At 64.9% G+C, this 14,988-nt stretch carries 10 protein-coding genes; 2 read left to right on the forward strand and 8 right to left on the reverse strand.

Annotated features, from left to right (window positions below; translation table 11 throughout):
- The first annotated feature begins 27 nt into the window (after window positions 1-27).
- Entirely contained in the window at window positions 28-2,091 is a 2,064-nt protein-coding gene (locus tag KEM60_RS08030; protein ID WP_255574388.1) for a potassium transporter Kup, read from the forward strand.
- A gap of 410 nt (window positions 2,092-2,501) precedes the next feature.
- On the opposite strand, the gene KEM60_RS08035 is transcribed toward KEM60_RS08030, so the two are convergent.
- Window positions 2,502-3,416: a phosphoribosylaminoimidazolesuccinocarboxamide synthase gene (locus KEM60_RS08035; protein WP_219107019.1), complete on the reverse strand. Its 915-nt coding sequence runs from the start codon at window positions 3,414-3,416 to the stop codon at window positions 2,502-2,504.
- 24 nt (window positions 3,417-3,440) lie between these two features.
- Window positions 3,441-4,745 (reverse strand): phosphoribosylamine--glycine ligase, encoded by a 1,305-nt coding sequence (purD, locus tag KEM60_RS08040; protein ID WP_219107020.1) that lies wholly within the window; start codon window positions 4,743-4,745, stop codon window positions 3,441-3,443.
- A 488-nt stretch (window positions 4,746-5,233) separates the two neighbouring features.
- Here purD and KEM60_RS08045 point away from each other — a divergent pair, with 488 nt between their 5' ends.
- A complete protein-coding gene (locus KEM60_RS08045) occupies window positions 5,234-7,507 on the forward strand; it encodes an ATP-binding domain-containing protein (protein WP_255574389.1) in 2,274 nt (757 codons plus the stop codon).
- Here the strand turns inward: KEM60_RS08045 and KEM60_RS08050 are convergent.
- The 6 genes from KEM60_RS08050 to KEM60_RS08075 all read right to left on the reverse strand — a co-directional run bounded on the left by KEM60_RS08050 (window position 7,464) and on the right by KEM60_RS08075 (window position 14,396).
- Window positions 7,464-8,219, reverse strand: a complete 756-nt coding sequence (locus KEM60_RS08050) for a ferredoxin (protein ID WP_219107022.1) — start codon at window positions 8,217-8,219, stop codon at window positions 7,464-7,466. The genes KEM60_RS08045 and KEM60_RS08050 overlap by 44 nt on opposite strands.
- Window positions 8,220-8,256: 37 nt before the next feature.
- Window positions 8,257-9,015, reverse strand: coding sequence for an ABC transporter ATP-binding protein (locus KEM60_RS08055; protein WP_219107023.1), 759 nt, complete (start codon window positions 9,013-9,015; stop codon window positions 8,257-8,259).
- Entirely contained in the window at window positions 9,012-10,052 is a 1,041-nt protein-coding gene (locus KEM60_RS08060; RefSeq protein WP_255574391.1) for an iron ABC transporter permease, read from the reverse strand. Before KEM60_RS08060 ends, KEM60_RS08055 begins: the two co-directional genes overlap by 4 nt.
- Before the next feature lie 10 nt (window positions 10,053-10,062).
- On the reverse strand, window positions 10,063-11,070 hold the full coding sequence (locus KEM60_RS08065) for an ABC transporter substrate-binding protein (RefSeq protein ID WP_219107024.1): 1,008 nt from the start codon (window positions 11,068-11,070) through the stop codon (window positions 10,063-10,065).
- Window positions 11,071-11,352: 282 nt separating this feature from the next.
- Window positions 11,353-13,098: a lysine--tRNA ligase gene (gene lysS / locus KEM60_RS08070; protein WP_370626327.1), complete on the reverse strand. Its 1,746-nt coding sequence runs from the start codon at window positions 13,096-13,098 to the stop codon at window positions 11,353-11,355.
- 2 nt (window positions 13,099-13,100) lie between these two features.
- On the reverse strand, window positions 13,101-14,396 hold the full coding sequence (locus KEM60_RS08075) for an adenylosuccinate synthase (protein WP_219107026.1): 1,296 nt from the start codon (window positions 14,394-14,396) through the stop codon (window positions 13,101-13,103).
- Window positions 14,397-14,988: the final 592 nt, after the last annotated feature.

A 14,988-nucleotide genomic window follows, 5' to 3' on the forward strand; every position in this document is an offset into this window, starting at 1 on the left:
ATGGGAAGCCGTGCCACCATGACCGTCGTGAATTCCGACTCCTCGGGTGCCGAGCACCCACCCCGCCACGTGGATGTCGATCCGGTGGCTGAGGCGTTTATCGAGAGCTCCTCGAACGCTCCTGGCTGCGACGTGGTCCAGCCGACTGAGTCCTCCCCGCTGCTGCCCAATGAGACAGCTGCGATGACCCCGCCCCCCACATCCACTGACCAGGGGCGGCAGAAGCTTCCCTTTCTCACCTTGGCCGCGCTGGGCATTGTCTTCGGTGACATCGGCACCAGCCCGCTGTATTCACTGCAGACCGTGTTCAGCATCGACCAGCATGCGGTGGCACCGACCCCGCAGAACGTCTACGGAGTGATCTCCTTAGTGTTCTGGTCGATCACCACGATCGTGTCCGTCAAATACGTCGCTCTGGTGATGCGCGCCCATAACCAGGGCGAAGGGGGGATCCTCGCGCTCACCGCGCTGCTGCGCGACTCGTTGCGCACCGCTCGCGGCGTCCAAGCAGTCACCGTGCTGGGCATCGTCGGAGCCGCACTGTTTTACGGCGATTCGGTGATCACCCCGGCGATTTCGGTGATGTCAGCGGTGGAAGGCCTGAACGTCGCCAACCCTGCTCTGGAGGATTACATCCTGCCGATCTCGGTGACGATCCTCACCGTGCTGTTCCTCGTCCAACGGTTTGGCACCGCCGTGGTGGGGCGCGCGTTCGGGCCGGTCATGGTGCTGTGGTTTGGCACGATCGCCGCGTTGGGGGTGCCGCCGGTGCTGGCTCATCCGCAGATCATCGGTGCCCTGTCCCCGACGCACGCGGTCGTTTTTGCCGCGGAAGAACCGATGATCGGGTTCATCGCGATGGGTGCGGTGGTGTTGACGATCACCGGCGCCGAGGCCCTGTACGCCGACATGGGTCATTTCGGGGCAAAACCGATCCGGTTGGCATGGTTTTTCGTGGTGCTGCCGTGCCTGATTGTGAACTACTTGGGGCAAGGCGCGGAGATCCTCGCCGACCCGAAAGCCATCGACAACCCGTTTTTCCGGTTAGCGCCGTCCTGGGCGACAGTGCCGCTCGTGGTCCTGGCGACGGTGGCCACCGTCATCGCGTCGCAGGCGGTGATCTCCGGGGCGTTCTCGGTGTCTCACCAGGCAGTCCACATGGGGCTGATGCCGCGGCTGTCGGTGCGGCACACCTCGAAGGAAGAGGGCGGGCAGATTTATGTGCCCACCGTCAACTGGCTGCTCTATTTCGGGGTGTTGCTGCTGATCGCAGGGTTCCCGGACTCCTCTCATTTGGCCAACGCCTACGGCCTGGCGGTGACGGGCACGCTGATCCTGACGACGGTGCTCTTCCTCGGCTTGGCCGACAAGGTGTGGGGCTGGCCGATATGGGTGCTCGTGGTGATCGCCGTCCTTGTTGGCGGCTTGGAAGCAGTGTTTTTCAGCGCGAACCTGACCAAGGTGCTGCACGGCGGCTGGTTGCCGGTCCTCATCGCTGGCACGTTGATTTTTGTGATGACCACCTGGATGCGTGGCGCCATACTGGTACGTCGTCGCCGCGCCGAACTGGAAGGGCCGTTGCGCCCATGGATCGAAACAGTCCGATCACTGGATATTCCCCGGGTGCCGGGGACCGCGGTGTTCTTGCACGCCAACCCGGACACGGTGCCGCTGGCGTTGAAGGAAAACCTACGATTCAACCACGTCCTGCATGAGCAGATCGCGATCGTCACGGTCGTCGTGCAAAACATTCCCCATGTACGGCACGTAGACCGGGTCACCTTTGACGATCTGGGATACACCGATGACGGGATCTGTCACGTCCAGATCCGGCTGGGTTTCAACGACTCTCAGAACGTCCCGGTCGGGCTGTCCTGGGGGGCAGGCAAGAGCGAAGAATTCCACATCGACCCGGATGAGGCCCGCTACTTCCTGTCCTTGCTGAAGATCCATGCCACCGAGGGATCTGGGTTGACCCGGTGGCGGCACAAAATCTTCGTGTGGCTGACCCACAACGAAGGAGACCGCACCGTGGCTTTCCACCTGCCGCCGTCCCGGACTGCCGTGATGGGCGGCTCGTTGTCGATCTAAGCGGGACAACTCATCCGGGCGGGGTGCCGGGCTTGATAGATCTCACACCCCGCCCGGACCGAGCAGAGCCCGATATTCATCCTCACAGCTACCAGAACCACCTGGCCGACACGCTAAAGTGACACAAACTCTAGCTTTATATGCGGCAACAGCATCCAGCATTGCCATCTACATGGCAGTAACACTTCTTGCTGGAATGCCAGCCTGGAATGTTGTTGGAACGCCACCCATAGATGACGTCAGAAAATATGACGATGTCGATGCCGGGCGCACGGAAAACGGCGGATAGCCGAGGTGGATGAGATGGGCACTGTCAGTGGCCCAGTGCGCATGACGGGCGGTCTCGTACAGCTCGGGCAGGTGCCAGACCTGCTAGATCTGGCACCTGCTCGATGTGGAAAGACTCCACTTCACAGCTGCAGATGGCATCCGGTCAACGTCTCATACGCCTGCACATACGTCGCCCGGGTGCGTTCCACAACATCCTCAGGTAACGGCGGTGGAGTGTGGCCGCTGCGTCGGTCCCAGCCGCTAGCGGGAGACGTCAACCAGTCCCGCACATATTGTTTGTCGTAACTGCGTTGTGGCTGACCAGGGCAGTAGTCCGCTGCTGGCCAGAATCGGGAACTGTCCGGGGTGAGCACCTCGTCTGCGAGCATCACCGTGCCGTCGGGGGCGACGCCGTACTCCACTTTGGTGTCAGCGATGAGGATGCCGCGGGGCGCAGCGATCCGCCCCGCCAGCGACAGGATGCCGGTCGTGAGTTCCGCGACTCGGGCTGCGGTGTGTGGCCCGATCAGCTCAGCGACCTCCGCTGCGGTCATCGGTGCGTCGTGTGCGCCGACCGCGGCTTTCGACGTAGGGGTAAAGATCGGCATTTCTAAAGCGCTGGCTTCGCCCAGACCCGGCGGCAGCGACACCCCGCACACACTGCCACTCACCTGATATTCGGCCAGTCCCGACCCGGTCAGGTAGGCCCGGGCGATGCATTCCACGGGGAGCATCTCTAACCGACGTACCAGTACCGCTCGACCGGCGACCTGCGCGGGCACCTCCGTGGACAGCACGTGGTGGGGGACTAGATCGGCGAGCTGCTCGAACCACCACAGGCTCAGCTGGGTCAGCACGATGCCTTTGTCGGGGATCACCGAGTCCAGCACGAAGTCGTAGGCGGAGATCCGGTCGCTGGCGACCAGTAACAGCTGGTCAGGAACCTCTTCGCCGGTGGTCGGATCCACGGGCACATAGAGATCCCGGACCTTCCCGGACGCCAGATGCCGATAACCGGGGAGGTGAGGTGCAGATACCGTCGAAGCGGGAGACATCAGGGGCCTTTCAGTCAGGTCGGTTTAGTCACGTACCGGGAGCGGAACCCACACCTGGCCTTGTTCAGCGGCCAGAGCGATATCACGGCGATGGTGACTGCCCCGCACCGAAATCACGTCGACAGCCGCATACGCCACCTGCCGGGCTGCCCCCAGGTCCGGGCCAACTCCCACCACCGAAAGCACCCGACCACCGGAGCTGACCAGCTGTTCCCCGGACTGGGCTGTGCCGGCATGCAGGACGTACGCCGGTTCGTTGACCTGGTCCACCCCGTCGATCGGGTCACCTTTGCGCGGACCTTCCGGGTAGCCCTGGGCGGCGACGACCACGGTCACAGCGTGGTCGGTGGACCAGCGCAGCGGCGGGTGCGCTGCCAACGTCCCGGTCGCTGCGGCGTACAGCAATCCGCCGAGCGGGGTGCGCAACCGGGCCAGCACGACTTGGGTCTCAGGGTCCCCGAACCGGGCGTTGAACTCGACCACTCGCAACCCGCGGGAGGTCAGCGCCAATCCGACGTACAAGATCCCCACGAAGGGTGTCCCCCGATCCCGCATGTGCGCGACGGTCGGCTCGGCGATGCGGGTGACCACTTCGGCCACCAAATCGGTCGGCGCCCAGTCCAATGGTGAATATGCACCCATGCCACCGGTGTTGGGGCCTTCATCGCCGTCCAGGGCTCGTTTGAAGTCTTGCGCTGGCGCGAGCGGAACCACACTCGTCCCATCCGTGACACAAAATAGCGACACTTCCGGTCCGTCCAGGTATTCCTCGACGACTACCGTCGGCATCCGCCCTGTCGCCTCTTCAGGGCGGTTCAAGCACTGCGCTGCATGGGCCATCGCCGTCATCCGGTTGTCGGTGACCACAACGCCTTTCCCCGCCGCGAGCCCGTCGTCTTTCACGACGTACGGCGAACCCAACACGTCCAGGGCTTCAGCCACCTCATCGACGGTGGTGCACACACGCGCCGCGGCGGTCGGCACTCCCGCCGCGGCCATCACGTCCTTCGCAAAGGATTTACTGCCCTCCAATGCGGCGGCCGCCGCATCTGGGCCAAAGCAGGCGATCCCAGACTCACGGACTGCGTTTGCGACCCCAGCCACGAGCGGCGCCTCCGGGCCGATCACGACTAGATCTGCTCCCACCTCCCGGGCCAACGCGGTGACCGCTACGGGGTCGGTCGGGTCGGCCAACGGACACAGCGTCGCAGAGGACGCCATCCCCGGATTGCCGGGAGCGGCAAACAAGCCGTCGACCTGGGGATCTGCTGCGAGCGAATGGACGAGGGCATGTTCACGGGCGCCGGATCCGACGACGAGGATCTTCACGACCCCAGCCTAACGAGGGGCATCCCCAGGCGAACACCCTGGGCGGCTGCGCTTCCGGTGTCTCTGACCTGTCGTGGCCCTCACTGCGGCATCGCCACGGACGTCCCCGAGGAACAGGGGGGTCCTCCCCGGGGAAACGCCCGCGGCACCTCGGCCCGTCAGGGGGAGCCGGGCGGAGGTATCGGCTCGGCCAGCGCCAGGAGCCGACGTCATCCACACTGGCAAACCCAGCAAGAGAGGTAAAGGCGACGCGCCCAACGGTGCGCCCACCGGTTGACACCAGCCGCGGACGCCCCGGTGCCGGATCCGGTCAGCGTAGACCGATAAACTGTCGGACTCCCCGGTCATCGCTACGCCGCCAGAACGGACGGCCATCGAGTCGATGCCACCAGCGGCGGATCACCGGAGAGACGCTGGTGCACAACGGTATTGAATTTCGACGTCACACGTCGCCGCTGGACGGGCGGCGCGCAATGAGAGAGGTGCACGTGGGTCACGCCAAGGGCGACACCGAGATCCGGGCCAGGGAGCTGGCCGTCGAGCAGGCCCACGTGGACCGCGTCTACGCGGAGCTGGAAGCGGCCGGACGACGCGTGGATCTGGTGCAGGCCGACGGCATGGCTAGAGGCCGCACCGACCGCACCGGCGACGTCCGAGACGAGGAGATGACCGGTCTTTTCGAACGAGATGCGCTGGTTTACAGCGCCGCTCGACGCCGCGCCGACCTTGACCGGGAGCACGAGGGTCTCGTTTTTGGTCGCCTCGACCTGGATCATCCCTGCCATTCGTTGGCGACCGCCCGTGAGATCAGGTACGTCGGACGTCTCGGGGTGCGAGATGACGATTATGAACCACTCGTCATCGACTGGCGGGCCCCCGCAGCGGCCCCGTTCTATCGGGCTACCCCCACCACTCCGATGGGCGTGATCCGCCGTCGGGTGTTGCGCTGCCGTGGCCAGCAAGTCATCGGCGCCGAAGACGACCTGATGGTCAGTCAAGCCCCTGATGACATGGCTGTACTCGGTGAAGGTGCGCTGTTGGCAGCGTTGACGCGGAGTCGATCCGGTCGGATGCGTGACATCGTCGCCACCATCCAAGCCCACCAGGACGAAGCGATCCGAGCCGACGCTCGCGGCGTAGTGGAGATCGCCGGTGGCCCCGGCACCGGCAAAACCGTCGTCGCATTGCATCGGGCGGCCTACCTGCTTTACTCCGACCGGCGCCGCTTCGAACGCGGCGGCGTCCTCGTCGTCGGACCGTCCGCGGCGTACACGGCCTATATCGAACGGGTCCTTCCTTCCCTCGGTGAGGATTCGGTCCTGCTCCGCTCGATCGGGGACATCGTCGACGCGGTCACCGCGACCCGCACCGACACCCCCGCGGTTGCTGCGCTGAAGGGGACGCTAGCGATCCGCCGGGTCCTCGCCCGGGCAGCGCGCGATGTCGCCCCCGGGGCCCCACAAGCCTTGCGAGCCATGGTGGATGGCCGCCCCGTCCACTTGGACCGTCCCACGCTGGACCGGATCCGCGCCCAAGTGTTGCGCCACCACCACCGCAACAGTTCCCGAGACGCCATGCTCACCGCGCTCGCTCAGGCTGCGTGGCGGCAAGTCCGTGAGGGTGACCGTGAGGAATTTCTCGACGTGTTCCACGAACATCGGGACGTCGAACGTTTCCTGCACGACTGGTGGCGCCCCGTCGATCCGCGTGAAGTGCTGCTCTGGCTCGCGGACCCCCACCGCGCCGTCCGCTACTGCGCCGGGATTTTCAGCACTGATGACGCGCACGCCCTCGCCGCGTCCTACCGCACCGCTGTGGCGACCGGCCGATGGAGCATCGCTGATGCCGCTCTCATTGATGACCTGTCCGCGCGTCTGGGTCTCGTCCCCGAAACCACCGACACCGAACGTGGTTTCTACGAAGTAGAACTCCTCGATGACGCTGAGGACGAAGCCATCGCTGGCGGGTCACTGCGCGGCCCGTCCGCACCCCGCGGTGCGGCAGCGTCCAGCGCTCAGGGATATCGGGAGATGTCCGGGCGAGCCGCCTCTGACCTCGACGACCAGGGTCGCCGGGCCTTGTTGTTGCGCGGCCGCATCGATCAACCCGGTTCGTCTGCGCACATCCTCGTCGACGAAGCCCAGGACCTATCCCCCATGCAGTGGCGGATGCTCGGACGACGCGGCCGATCAGCGTCGTGGACGGTGGTCGGTGACGCCGCGCAGGCCTCCTGGCCGGACGCGGCCGAAGCCGCAGCAGCCCGTGACGACGCATTCGGCGCGAAGACCCGCAGCGCCTTCCACATGGACACCAATTACCGCAACGCCCGAGAAATCTTCGACTACGCCGCTCGCATCGTCCTGCCGAGCGTGCCTGACGCCGATATCCCACGCGCTGTCCGAGAGACCGGCGTTGACCCGGTCGAGACAGACCTGCCGATCGCACACCTCACCGGCATGGACGCCGCGAGCGCTGTCCGTACCGCTGTGGCTGACGCCGTGACGGCGTTGCGCAGTGAGGTTGATGGGGCGATTGGCATTATCAGTCCTGCTCGGTGGTGTGAGGCCTTGGCCTGCCTTGATGAAGGCGAGGACGGGCGGGTCATCGTGGTGGATCCGCTCAGCTGCAAGGGTTTGGAGTACGACGCGACCGTTGTCGTCGATCCGGACGAGATTACGGCGGAATCCCCTGGTGGGGTTCGGGTGTTGTACGTTGCGCTCACCCGGGCGGCGCACCGCATGACGGTGTTGCGTCCCCGCTGATGGGCCTGTCCGGGACCGGCACCGGACGGCGCGGTGTTCCCAGCTGCCCGTCCGACCGGTCCTGACCCCATGCCGCGATCAACTGGGCCAGCCGACTCGCTCCCGCGGCATCGACCGGCCCGAACCAATGTCCCTGCGGATATACCACCAGCACCGGCGCACCATTGCACGGATACAAGCACCCGGTGTGGGTGACCAGCACCTCTTCGGTGGCGTTGTTGACGGCCCGCAGTGCCTCTCGCAACGCCTCGGCTGTCCGGCTGGCTCCCCGGGCCTGGCATCGCGGCCCTCGACATACCAGTACGTGGTGGCGAAACGCCGGTGTTTCCTCCCATGCTGCGCTGGTCAACGGCGGTTCGCATCCCGTCACCGCCCGGTCCTGGTCACTGCCCACCTGACGGTGCACTATCTCGCCGCGCACCACCACGGACATCGACGAGTCGCTGTCCCGATGCCATGACCCCGCTACCCGACGTAACCAGCTGAGTCCGCTGCGCTCCGCGCAGGTCACCCCCACGAGTTCCACTGCGGTCGTCCCGGCTGCTGCTAAGTCAGCCAATACCTCTGGCACGCTCGGTCCGTCCCCCTGCAATGCCGCGACCCGTCCTGGGATCGGTTGCTCTCGCGCCAGCATGGGTAGCAGCGCCACGTCGGCGAGTTCCATCGTGACCCACACCACTGTCACCGGGTCGTTCGCTGATGCTGCTGTCACCTTCACACCTCTGAATCTGTGGGCGCCACCATCTGGGTCACTGCGCACGCCCCGTCCAGACAAATCGCGGTCGCCCCTCTCGTTCGACTCGCCCCTCGACTCCAAACACCCGACGTACCAGCCCCTCCGAGAGCACCTCGGCTGTGGGTCCTTGGGCCACGACCCGCCCTCGGTCCAACACCACTAACCGGTCACAGAAATATGCCGCCAGATCCAAGTCGTGCAGCACCACCACTGTGGTGATCCCCAAGGTCGTCAACACGTCCAAAAAGTCCAGGCGATGCCGCAGATCGAGGTGATTGGTCGGTTCGTCCAACAACAGCACCCGAGGCCGTTGCGCCAATGCTCGCGCCAGGTGGACTCGCTGCTGCTCTCCACCGGACAGCGTTGGCCACAACCGCTCCGCTAATTCCTCCACCCCAGCAACCCGCATCGAGTCAGCGACGATCTCGTCCTGCTCCGCATCAGCAGACCACCGGCCTTGATGCGGAGTCCGGCCTAACCGCACCACGTCCTGGACCGTCAACTCCAGATCCGTCACCGGGTTCTGCTCCATTAACGCGACCCGACGCGCCCGCAACCGGGCTGGCATGCCCCGCACCGGCTCCCCGTCGTAGCGGATCTCACCGTGCGTCGCTGGACGCACCCCTGCGATGACATGCAACAACGTGGTCTTTCCTGAGCCGTTCGGCCCCACGATCGCGGTGATCGACCCCGCTGGGACATCCGCGCTCACCCCATCAAGGATCGCCCGCCCCCCGACCACCCAGGACAGCCCATCCATCTCGACATTCATGCCCGAGCCCTCCTGCGCAACAACACCGCCAATACTGGCGCGCCAATCAACGAGGTCACCACCCCGACCGGGATTTCCTGACCTGAAGCAACCGTACGCGCCACGGTATCGGCCACCAGCAACAGCAGCGCACCTCCCACGGCACTCGCTGGGAGCAAAGCTGCATGTCCGGGGCCGATGAGGACTCGCAAAATATGCGGCACCGTGAGGCCGACAAAACCGATGGGCCCGACCAGCGCCACCGTGCCCGCCGCGGCCAAGGCACAACCCACCAACAACGCCCACCGAGTTCGCCGTACGTCGACGCCTAGGGCCTGCGCGGTGACTTCACCGAAAGCGAAGGCATCCAGGGTGCGAGCCATCCCGGTCACCCCGACCGTCGTGAGTACCGCCAACACCATCAAAGCGACCGCATCCCCAGCTCGGACCCCGGTGAACGACCCGAAAGTCCAGCTCAGCGCCAGCCTGGCCGTGTCATGGTCGGCGAGAACCATGATCGCAAAGGACACGATCGCTCCAGCGACCTGCGCCACCGCCACCCCTGCCAGCACGGTCCGGCCGGTGGGGAGATCGCCGGCACGGCCGGTCGCTAACGCCAGAACTGCCAGCAAACCGGCTATCGCTCCCACGAACGCTGCCAGCGTCACCGCCCCTACCGGCCCGGCGCCTGGGAGGGACCATCCGTTGAGGACCGCTGCGACGGCCCCTACCGATGCGCCGCTGGAAATGCCCAGGAGATATGGGTCGGCCAGATCGTTGCGGGTCACTGACTGCAGCACTGTCCCGCACTGCGCCAAGACCGCACCGACAGCGACCGCGGCGATCACCCGCGGTAATCGCAGTTCCCAGACGATGCGGTCGTCGATGGCTCCGACCTGTGCGCCGTCGATCAGCCAGGTACGCCGTAACACCACCTGCACCACTCGGTCGGCGGGGATGGCGACGGCCCCGGCACCCAAGGCCAACACCCCCATGACCACGGTGACAATCACCAACCCGACAGTGACCGTCCACACCCGCGCGGGCGATTTCCTCACAGTCAGTGCCTCACTCGTGGGAGGTCTTCAACGCCGCCAACTGATCGGAGACATGCTGCGCCCCATCGGCCAAGGTGATCCCGGCGTTGGATTCACTGAACGGAATGGTCACGTACGCCTTGTTCTTCACCGCATCGAGTTTGTTCAAGACCGGATCGGCTTCCAGGTGCGCTTTCTTTGACGCCGCCGTATCCCAGGAGGCGTCGATGAGGACGATCACGTCCGGTTCCGCGGCAACGACTTTCTCCCAGCTGGCTTTGGCCCAGCCGCCGTCGAGGTCTGCGAAGACATTCTTCGCCCCGACAGCATCCAGGATGCTCTGTGGGCCGCCCTTGCCGGCACCGACGAAGGGGGTGTCTGTCCCCGAGTCGTACCAGAGCACGGTGCGTCCTGCGCCGGCCTTGGCTTGATGAATCTTCGTGATCGCGGTGCGTTGGGCCTCAATGACCTCGTCGGCGCGGGACTGCACCCCAAAGATCCGAGCCATGTCCCGGACCTCAGCCCACGCTGAATCAAACGACGCTGGCGCTGACGATGTGCCCTTCGGGCAACTCATCGGGCTGGTGTAGGTGGTCACTGAATCTTTGGCCAGAGCATCCCGATCACCGACGCCCTTGTCAGTGAAAGCGCTGGCAAAGGTGGCATAGGCCATGTCCGGTTTGGCCGCGAGGAAGGTCTCCTTCGCCGGGTATTTCGGCGCCATCACCGGGACCTTCTGGTAGGCCTGCGCCCACCGGGAGGGGACGGCATCGTCGAGGTAGGCGGTGCCCACCATCCGGTCTTGCAGACCTAGCGCGAGCGCCACCTGGGTGGCTCCTTGATTGAGGGTGACCAGTCGTGACGGCGGTTTGGAGACGCTGATTTCTCGTCCGCAGTTGGTCAGGGCCACCGGGGTGGGGTGGGCGGTGTCATTGCTATGGGCTGTGGTGTCCTCGGGGGCTCCGGCGCAGGCGGTGGCTCCGGTGATGACGGCGAGGCTGAGGGCGGTGGTCAGGATGGTACGGCGGATATGGCGCACGGTGTCGGTGTCTTTCTGTCATCGACCTCAGTGGGAGTCATGTCCGCTCCCGCGCCGACCGCCAGTCGTCGATGACCGCGGCTGGTCGGCATCCCCATGAGGTTTTATCGCTGATGAGTTGCATTATCGGCAACTGGCGTCATCGTATCCCCCACTGACCGGCGCCTCCGAATGCATCACACCACTCGACTCGCCGATAGCCCCGAGCAGACGACTGTGGGGGCGGTCGCCCGGAGCCGGACGACCGCCCCCACAGGACGGACTACTAGCATCGACGACCCGTCAGGCGCCGATCAACGCGCGCACCCGCTGCGCTCCCACACACAACAACAAGGTGGGGATCCGCGGACCGGTGTCAGTGCCCAACAGCAACTGGTACAACAACGCGAAGAACGCCCGCTGATCCGCTTTGACCTCCGGCGGCAACTTCTTCTCCGTCACATCAAAACCAGCCTGGCGCTTGGGGATGCCATAGACCAGCGACGTCAGCCCGTCCAAGCTCCAGTTCGCATCCAAGTCCGCTGCCAGCATGGCCAGCGCCTGCCGTTGATGCTCACTCAGCCCAGCCAAGGTCGCCGTATCCGGCGTACTCCGCACCACGGTGCGGTCCTCCGGATCAGCCTGAGTTTCCAGCCACGTCGTCGCCAGGTCTAACCGGGGACGTGCCACGTCGAGATCAGTGATCGACGCATCAATCGAGGTGAGGATGCGTCCGATCTGCTCGACATTGCCTCCGGTGATGTCCACCACCGAACACAACGCCTTATAGGGGACCGTCACTGCGGTGCGTGGCAGATCCGCGGTGGCGGTGCGCACCGACCGGGCATGAATAGCGTTATCAGCTGGCTGCCCCTTACCACCGGCGATTTTGCGCTCCAACGCATCCCATTCGTCGTACAACCGGTGGATCTCATTGTTGAACGCCACGGTGAACGACTGGTTGGGCTTACGCCGGGCATACAACCACCGCAGTACGTGCGGCTCCATGATGGCCAAGGCATCCGCTGGCGTGGGGACCCCACCTTTGGAGCTGGACATCTTGGCCATGCCCGCGATCCCCACGAAGGCATACATCGGTCCGACCGGCCGTTGCGCCCCGAAGATCGGTGCCAGGTCCTTGCCCACCACCCAACTCGACCCGGGGCTTTGATGATCCACGCCGCTCGGTTCAAAATCGACGCCTTCAAACGCCCACCGCATCGGCCAGTCGACTTTCCACACCAACTTGCCGTGCGTGTCGGTGTCCAAGCGCATCGTCTCAACGACCTGGTCGCCGTCCGGGCCGGTCGCGACGTAGGTCACCGTCGTTGTCTCCGGGTCGTACGCCGTCACCCGGGTGGCGTCAGTGCCGAAAGCACGGCTATACGGCCGGAACGGGAAATACTCCGCACCCTCCGCACTGCCATCATCTTCACCGGCCGCCCCGGAGCCTTCAGCTGCCTCAACTGCCGCCTGATCCTGAAGTTCAGGTGAGCGTGAGGATGATGTCGCCGCAGGTGGCTCCACCTTCGTACGGTACTGCCCGAGGACGGCGTCAATGTCGTTGCGACACGCCATCGCATGCAACACCGACTCCCGGTACGCCCCCGAGGTGTACATCTGCGTCTGGCTGATCCCGCGGTATTTCACCCCGAGCTGCGCCAACGACGCCTCCATCGCTGCCCGGAAATGCGCCGCCCACGAGTCATACGCCGACCCCGGCGGGGCAGGCACACTCGTCAACGGCTTACCGATGTGCGCACTCCACGACGCATCCACACCGTCCACCCCGAACGGAACCTTGCGGTAGCGGTCGTAATCGTCCCAGCTGATGATGTGCTCGCAAGGAATGCCCCGCCGGGTGATCTCATCGGCGACCAAATGCGGCACCATCACCTCACGCAGGTTGCCCAAATGAATCGGCCCCGACGGCGACAATCCCGACGCGCAGGTGATGGTGTACCCCTCCAACGAGCCGCGACGACGCACCACGTCGTCAATGACCTCGTCAGCGAGACGCGCAACCCAGTCGTTCTCCTGGACCGCCACGCTCACTCCCCCTCACCGAGCATCGAATACCGCACCACGACCTCATCCCGGCCCGGGCCGACTCCAATCACCGAGATCCGCGCCCCGAACAACTCTTCCATCCGCAACACATACGCTTGCGCGTTCGCTGGCAACTCCTCGAAAGATCGTGCTCCCGTGATGTCCTCAGTCCATCCCGGCAACTCTTCATAGATGGGAACTGCGTGATGGAAGTCAGACTGGTTCACCGGCATCTCGTCGTACCGGGTGCCGTTGACGTCGTACGCCACGCACACCGGGATCGTCTCCAGGCCGGTCAACACATCCAGCTTCGTCAACACATAGTCGGTGACTCCATTGACCCGCGTCGAATACCGCGCCACGACCGTGTCTGCCCAGCCACACCGGCGGGGACGCCCCGTCGTCGTCCCGAACTCAAAACCACCAGCCCGCAAGAAATCACCGCTAGCGTCAAACAACTCCGTCGGGAACGGCCCCGACCCGACCCGCGTCGTATACGCCTTGTGCACCGCAACCACCCGATCCACGCGCGTCGGCGCGACACCTGAACCAGTGCACGCGCCCGCCGCCGTACACGCCGAACTCGTCACGAACGGGTACGTGCCGTGATCCACGTCAAGCATCGTGGCCTGGCCCGCCTCAAACAACACCACCTTGCCCGCATCCAACGCCTGGTTTAGCTCCAAGCCGGTGTCCACCACCATCGGCGCGAGCCGGTCACGATAGGCGAGTAACTCCTCAGTCACCAGATCCGCGTCAATGGAGCGACGGTTGAAGATCTTCACCAACAGGTGGTTCTTCTCGTCCAGCGCCGCCTCGACCTTCTGCCGCAAGATCGACTCGTCAAACAGATCCTGCACCCGGATCCCCACCCGGTTCATCTTGTCGGCGTACGTCGGACCGATGCCACGGCCCGTCGTCCCCAACTTGCGCTTCCCCAAGAAACGCTCCCGCACCTTGTCCAAAGCAATGTTGTACGACGGGATGACGTGGGCGTTAGCGCTGACCCGCAACCGCGACACGTCCATGCCTCGGGCTTTGAGCGCCTCCAACTCGGCGAACAGCACCTCCAAGTCGATGACCACGCCGTTGCCGATCACCGGCGTCACGTTCGGCGACAAGATCCCCGACGGAAGCAGATGGAGCGCGTATTTCTCCCCACCGATCACGACCGTGTGCCCGGCGTTGTTACCACCGTTGAACTTGACGACATAGTCGACCTTGCTACCCAGCAGGTCCGTCGCCTTGCCCTTACCTTCGTCGCCCCACTGGGCGCCGACCAGCACGATCGCCGGCATCGCGGCCACCATCCTCACATCGCTGACGGTGCGCGGCTCCTCGGCAGCTCCTTGGAGGACACCGATCCCGCGCTTTCACGCGTCAAGCCCGCGACGTACGACGACGTCCGGGCTCGTACTGCCCAAGTCTACCGGGCGAGACCGCTCACCCGAATCAGGGGTTTTCTGCACCATCACTTGGGTGCACTTGGGTGCACTTGGGCGGGGTCACCCTCCACCGGGCCTCAGATCGCCACCCCCAATCCGCCCACGGGCGACTTTCCCCCGCAAAACCCCACGTCACACCCACCAAAACCCGCCCACGGGCGACTCCGAGTGACCAAAACCCGCCCATGGGCGCACAACCTGACACGCCACCTGCAGGTTTGCCCACTCAAACCCGCCCACGGGCGACTTGGTGAGGCGGGAACCCGCCCACGGGCGCAAAACCCGAGAGGCGACCTGCAGATTCACGCCTAAAACCCGCCCATGGGCGACTTAGCGAGTCCGAAAGTCGCCCGTGGGCGGGTACGAGTGGGCGTGGGTGGTCGGTGGTGGGACATCAGCCCCCCGGCAGTTCATCGGGACCCGGCGGTTTATCGGGACCTGACGG

This window comes from Austwickia sp. TVS 96-490-7B, assembly GCF_019331795.1.
Lineage (GTDB): Bacteria > Actinomycetota > Actinomycetes > Actinomycetales > Dermatophilaceae > Austwickia.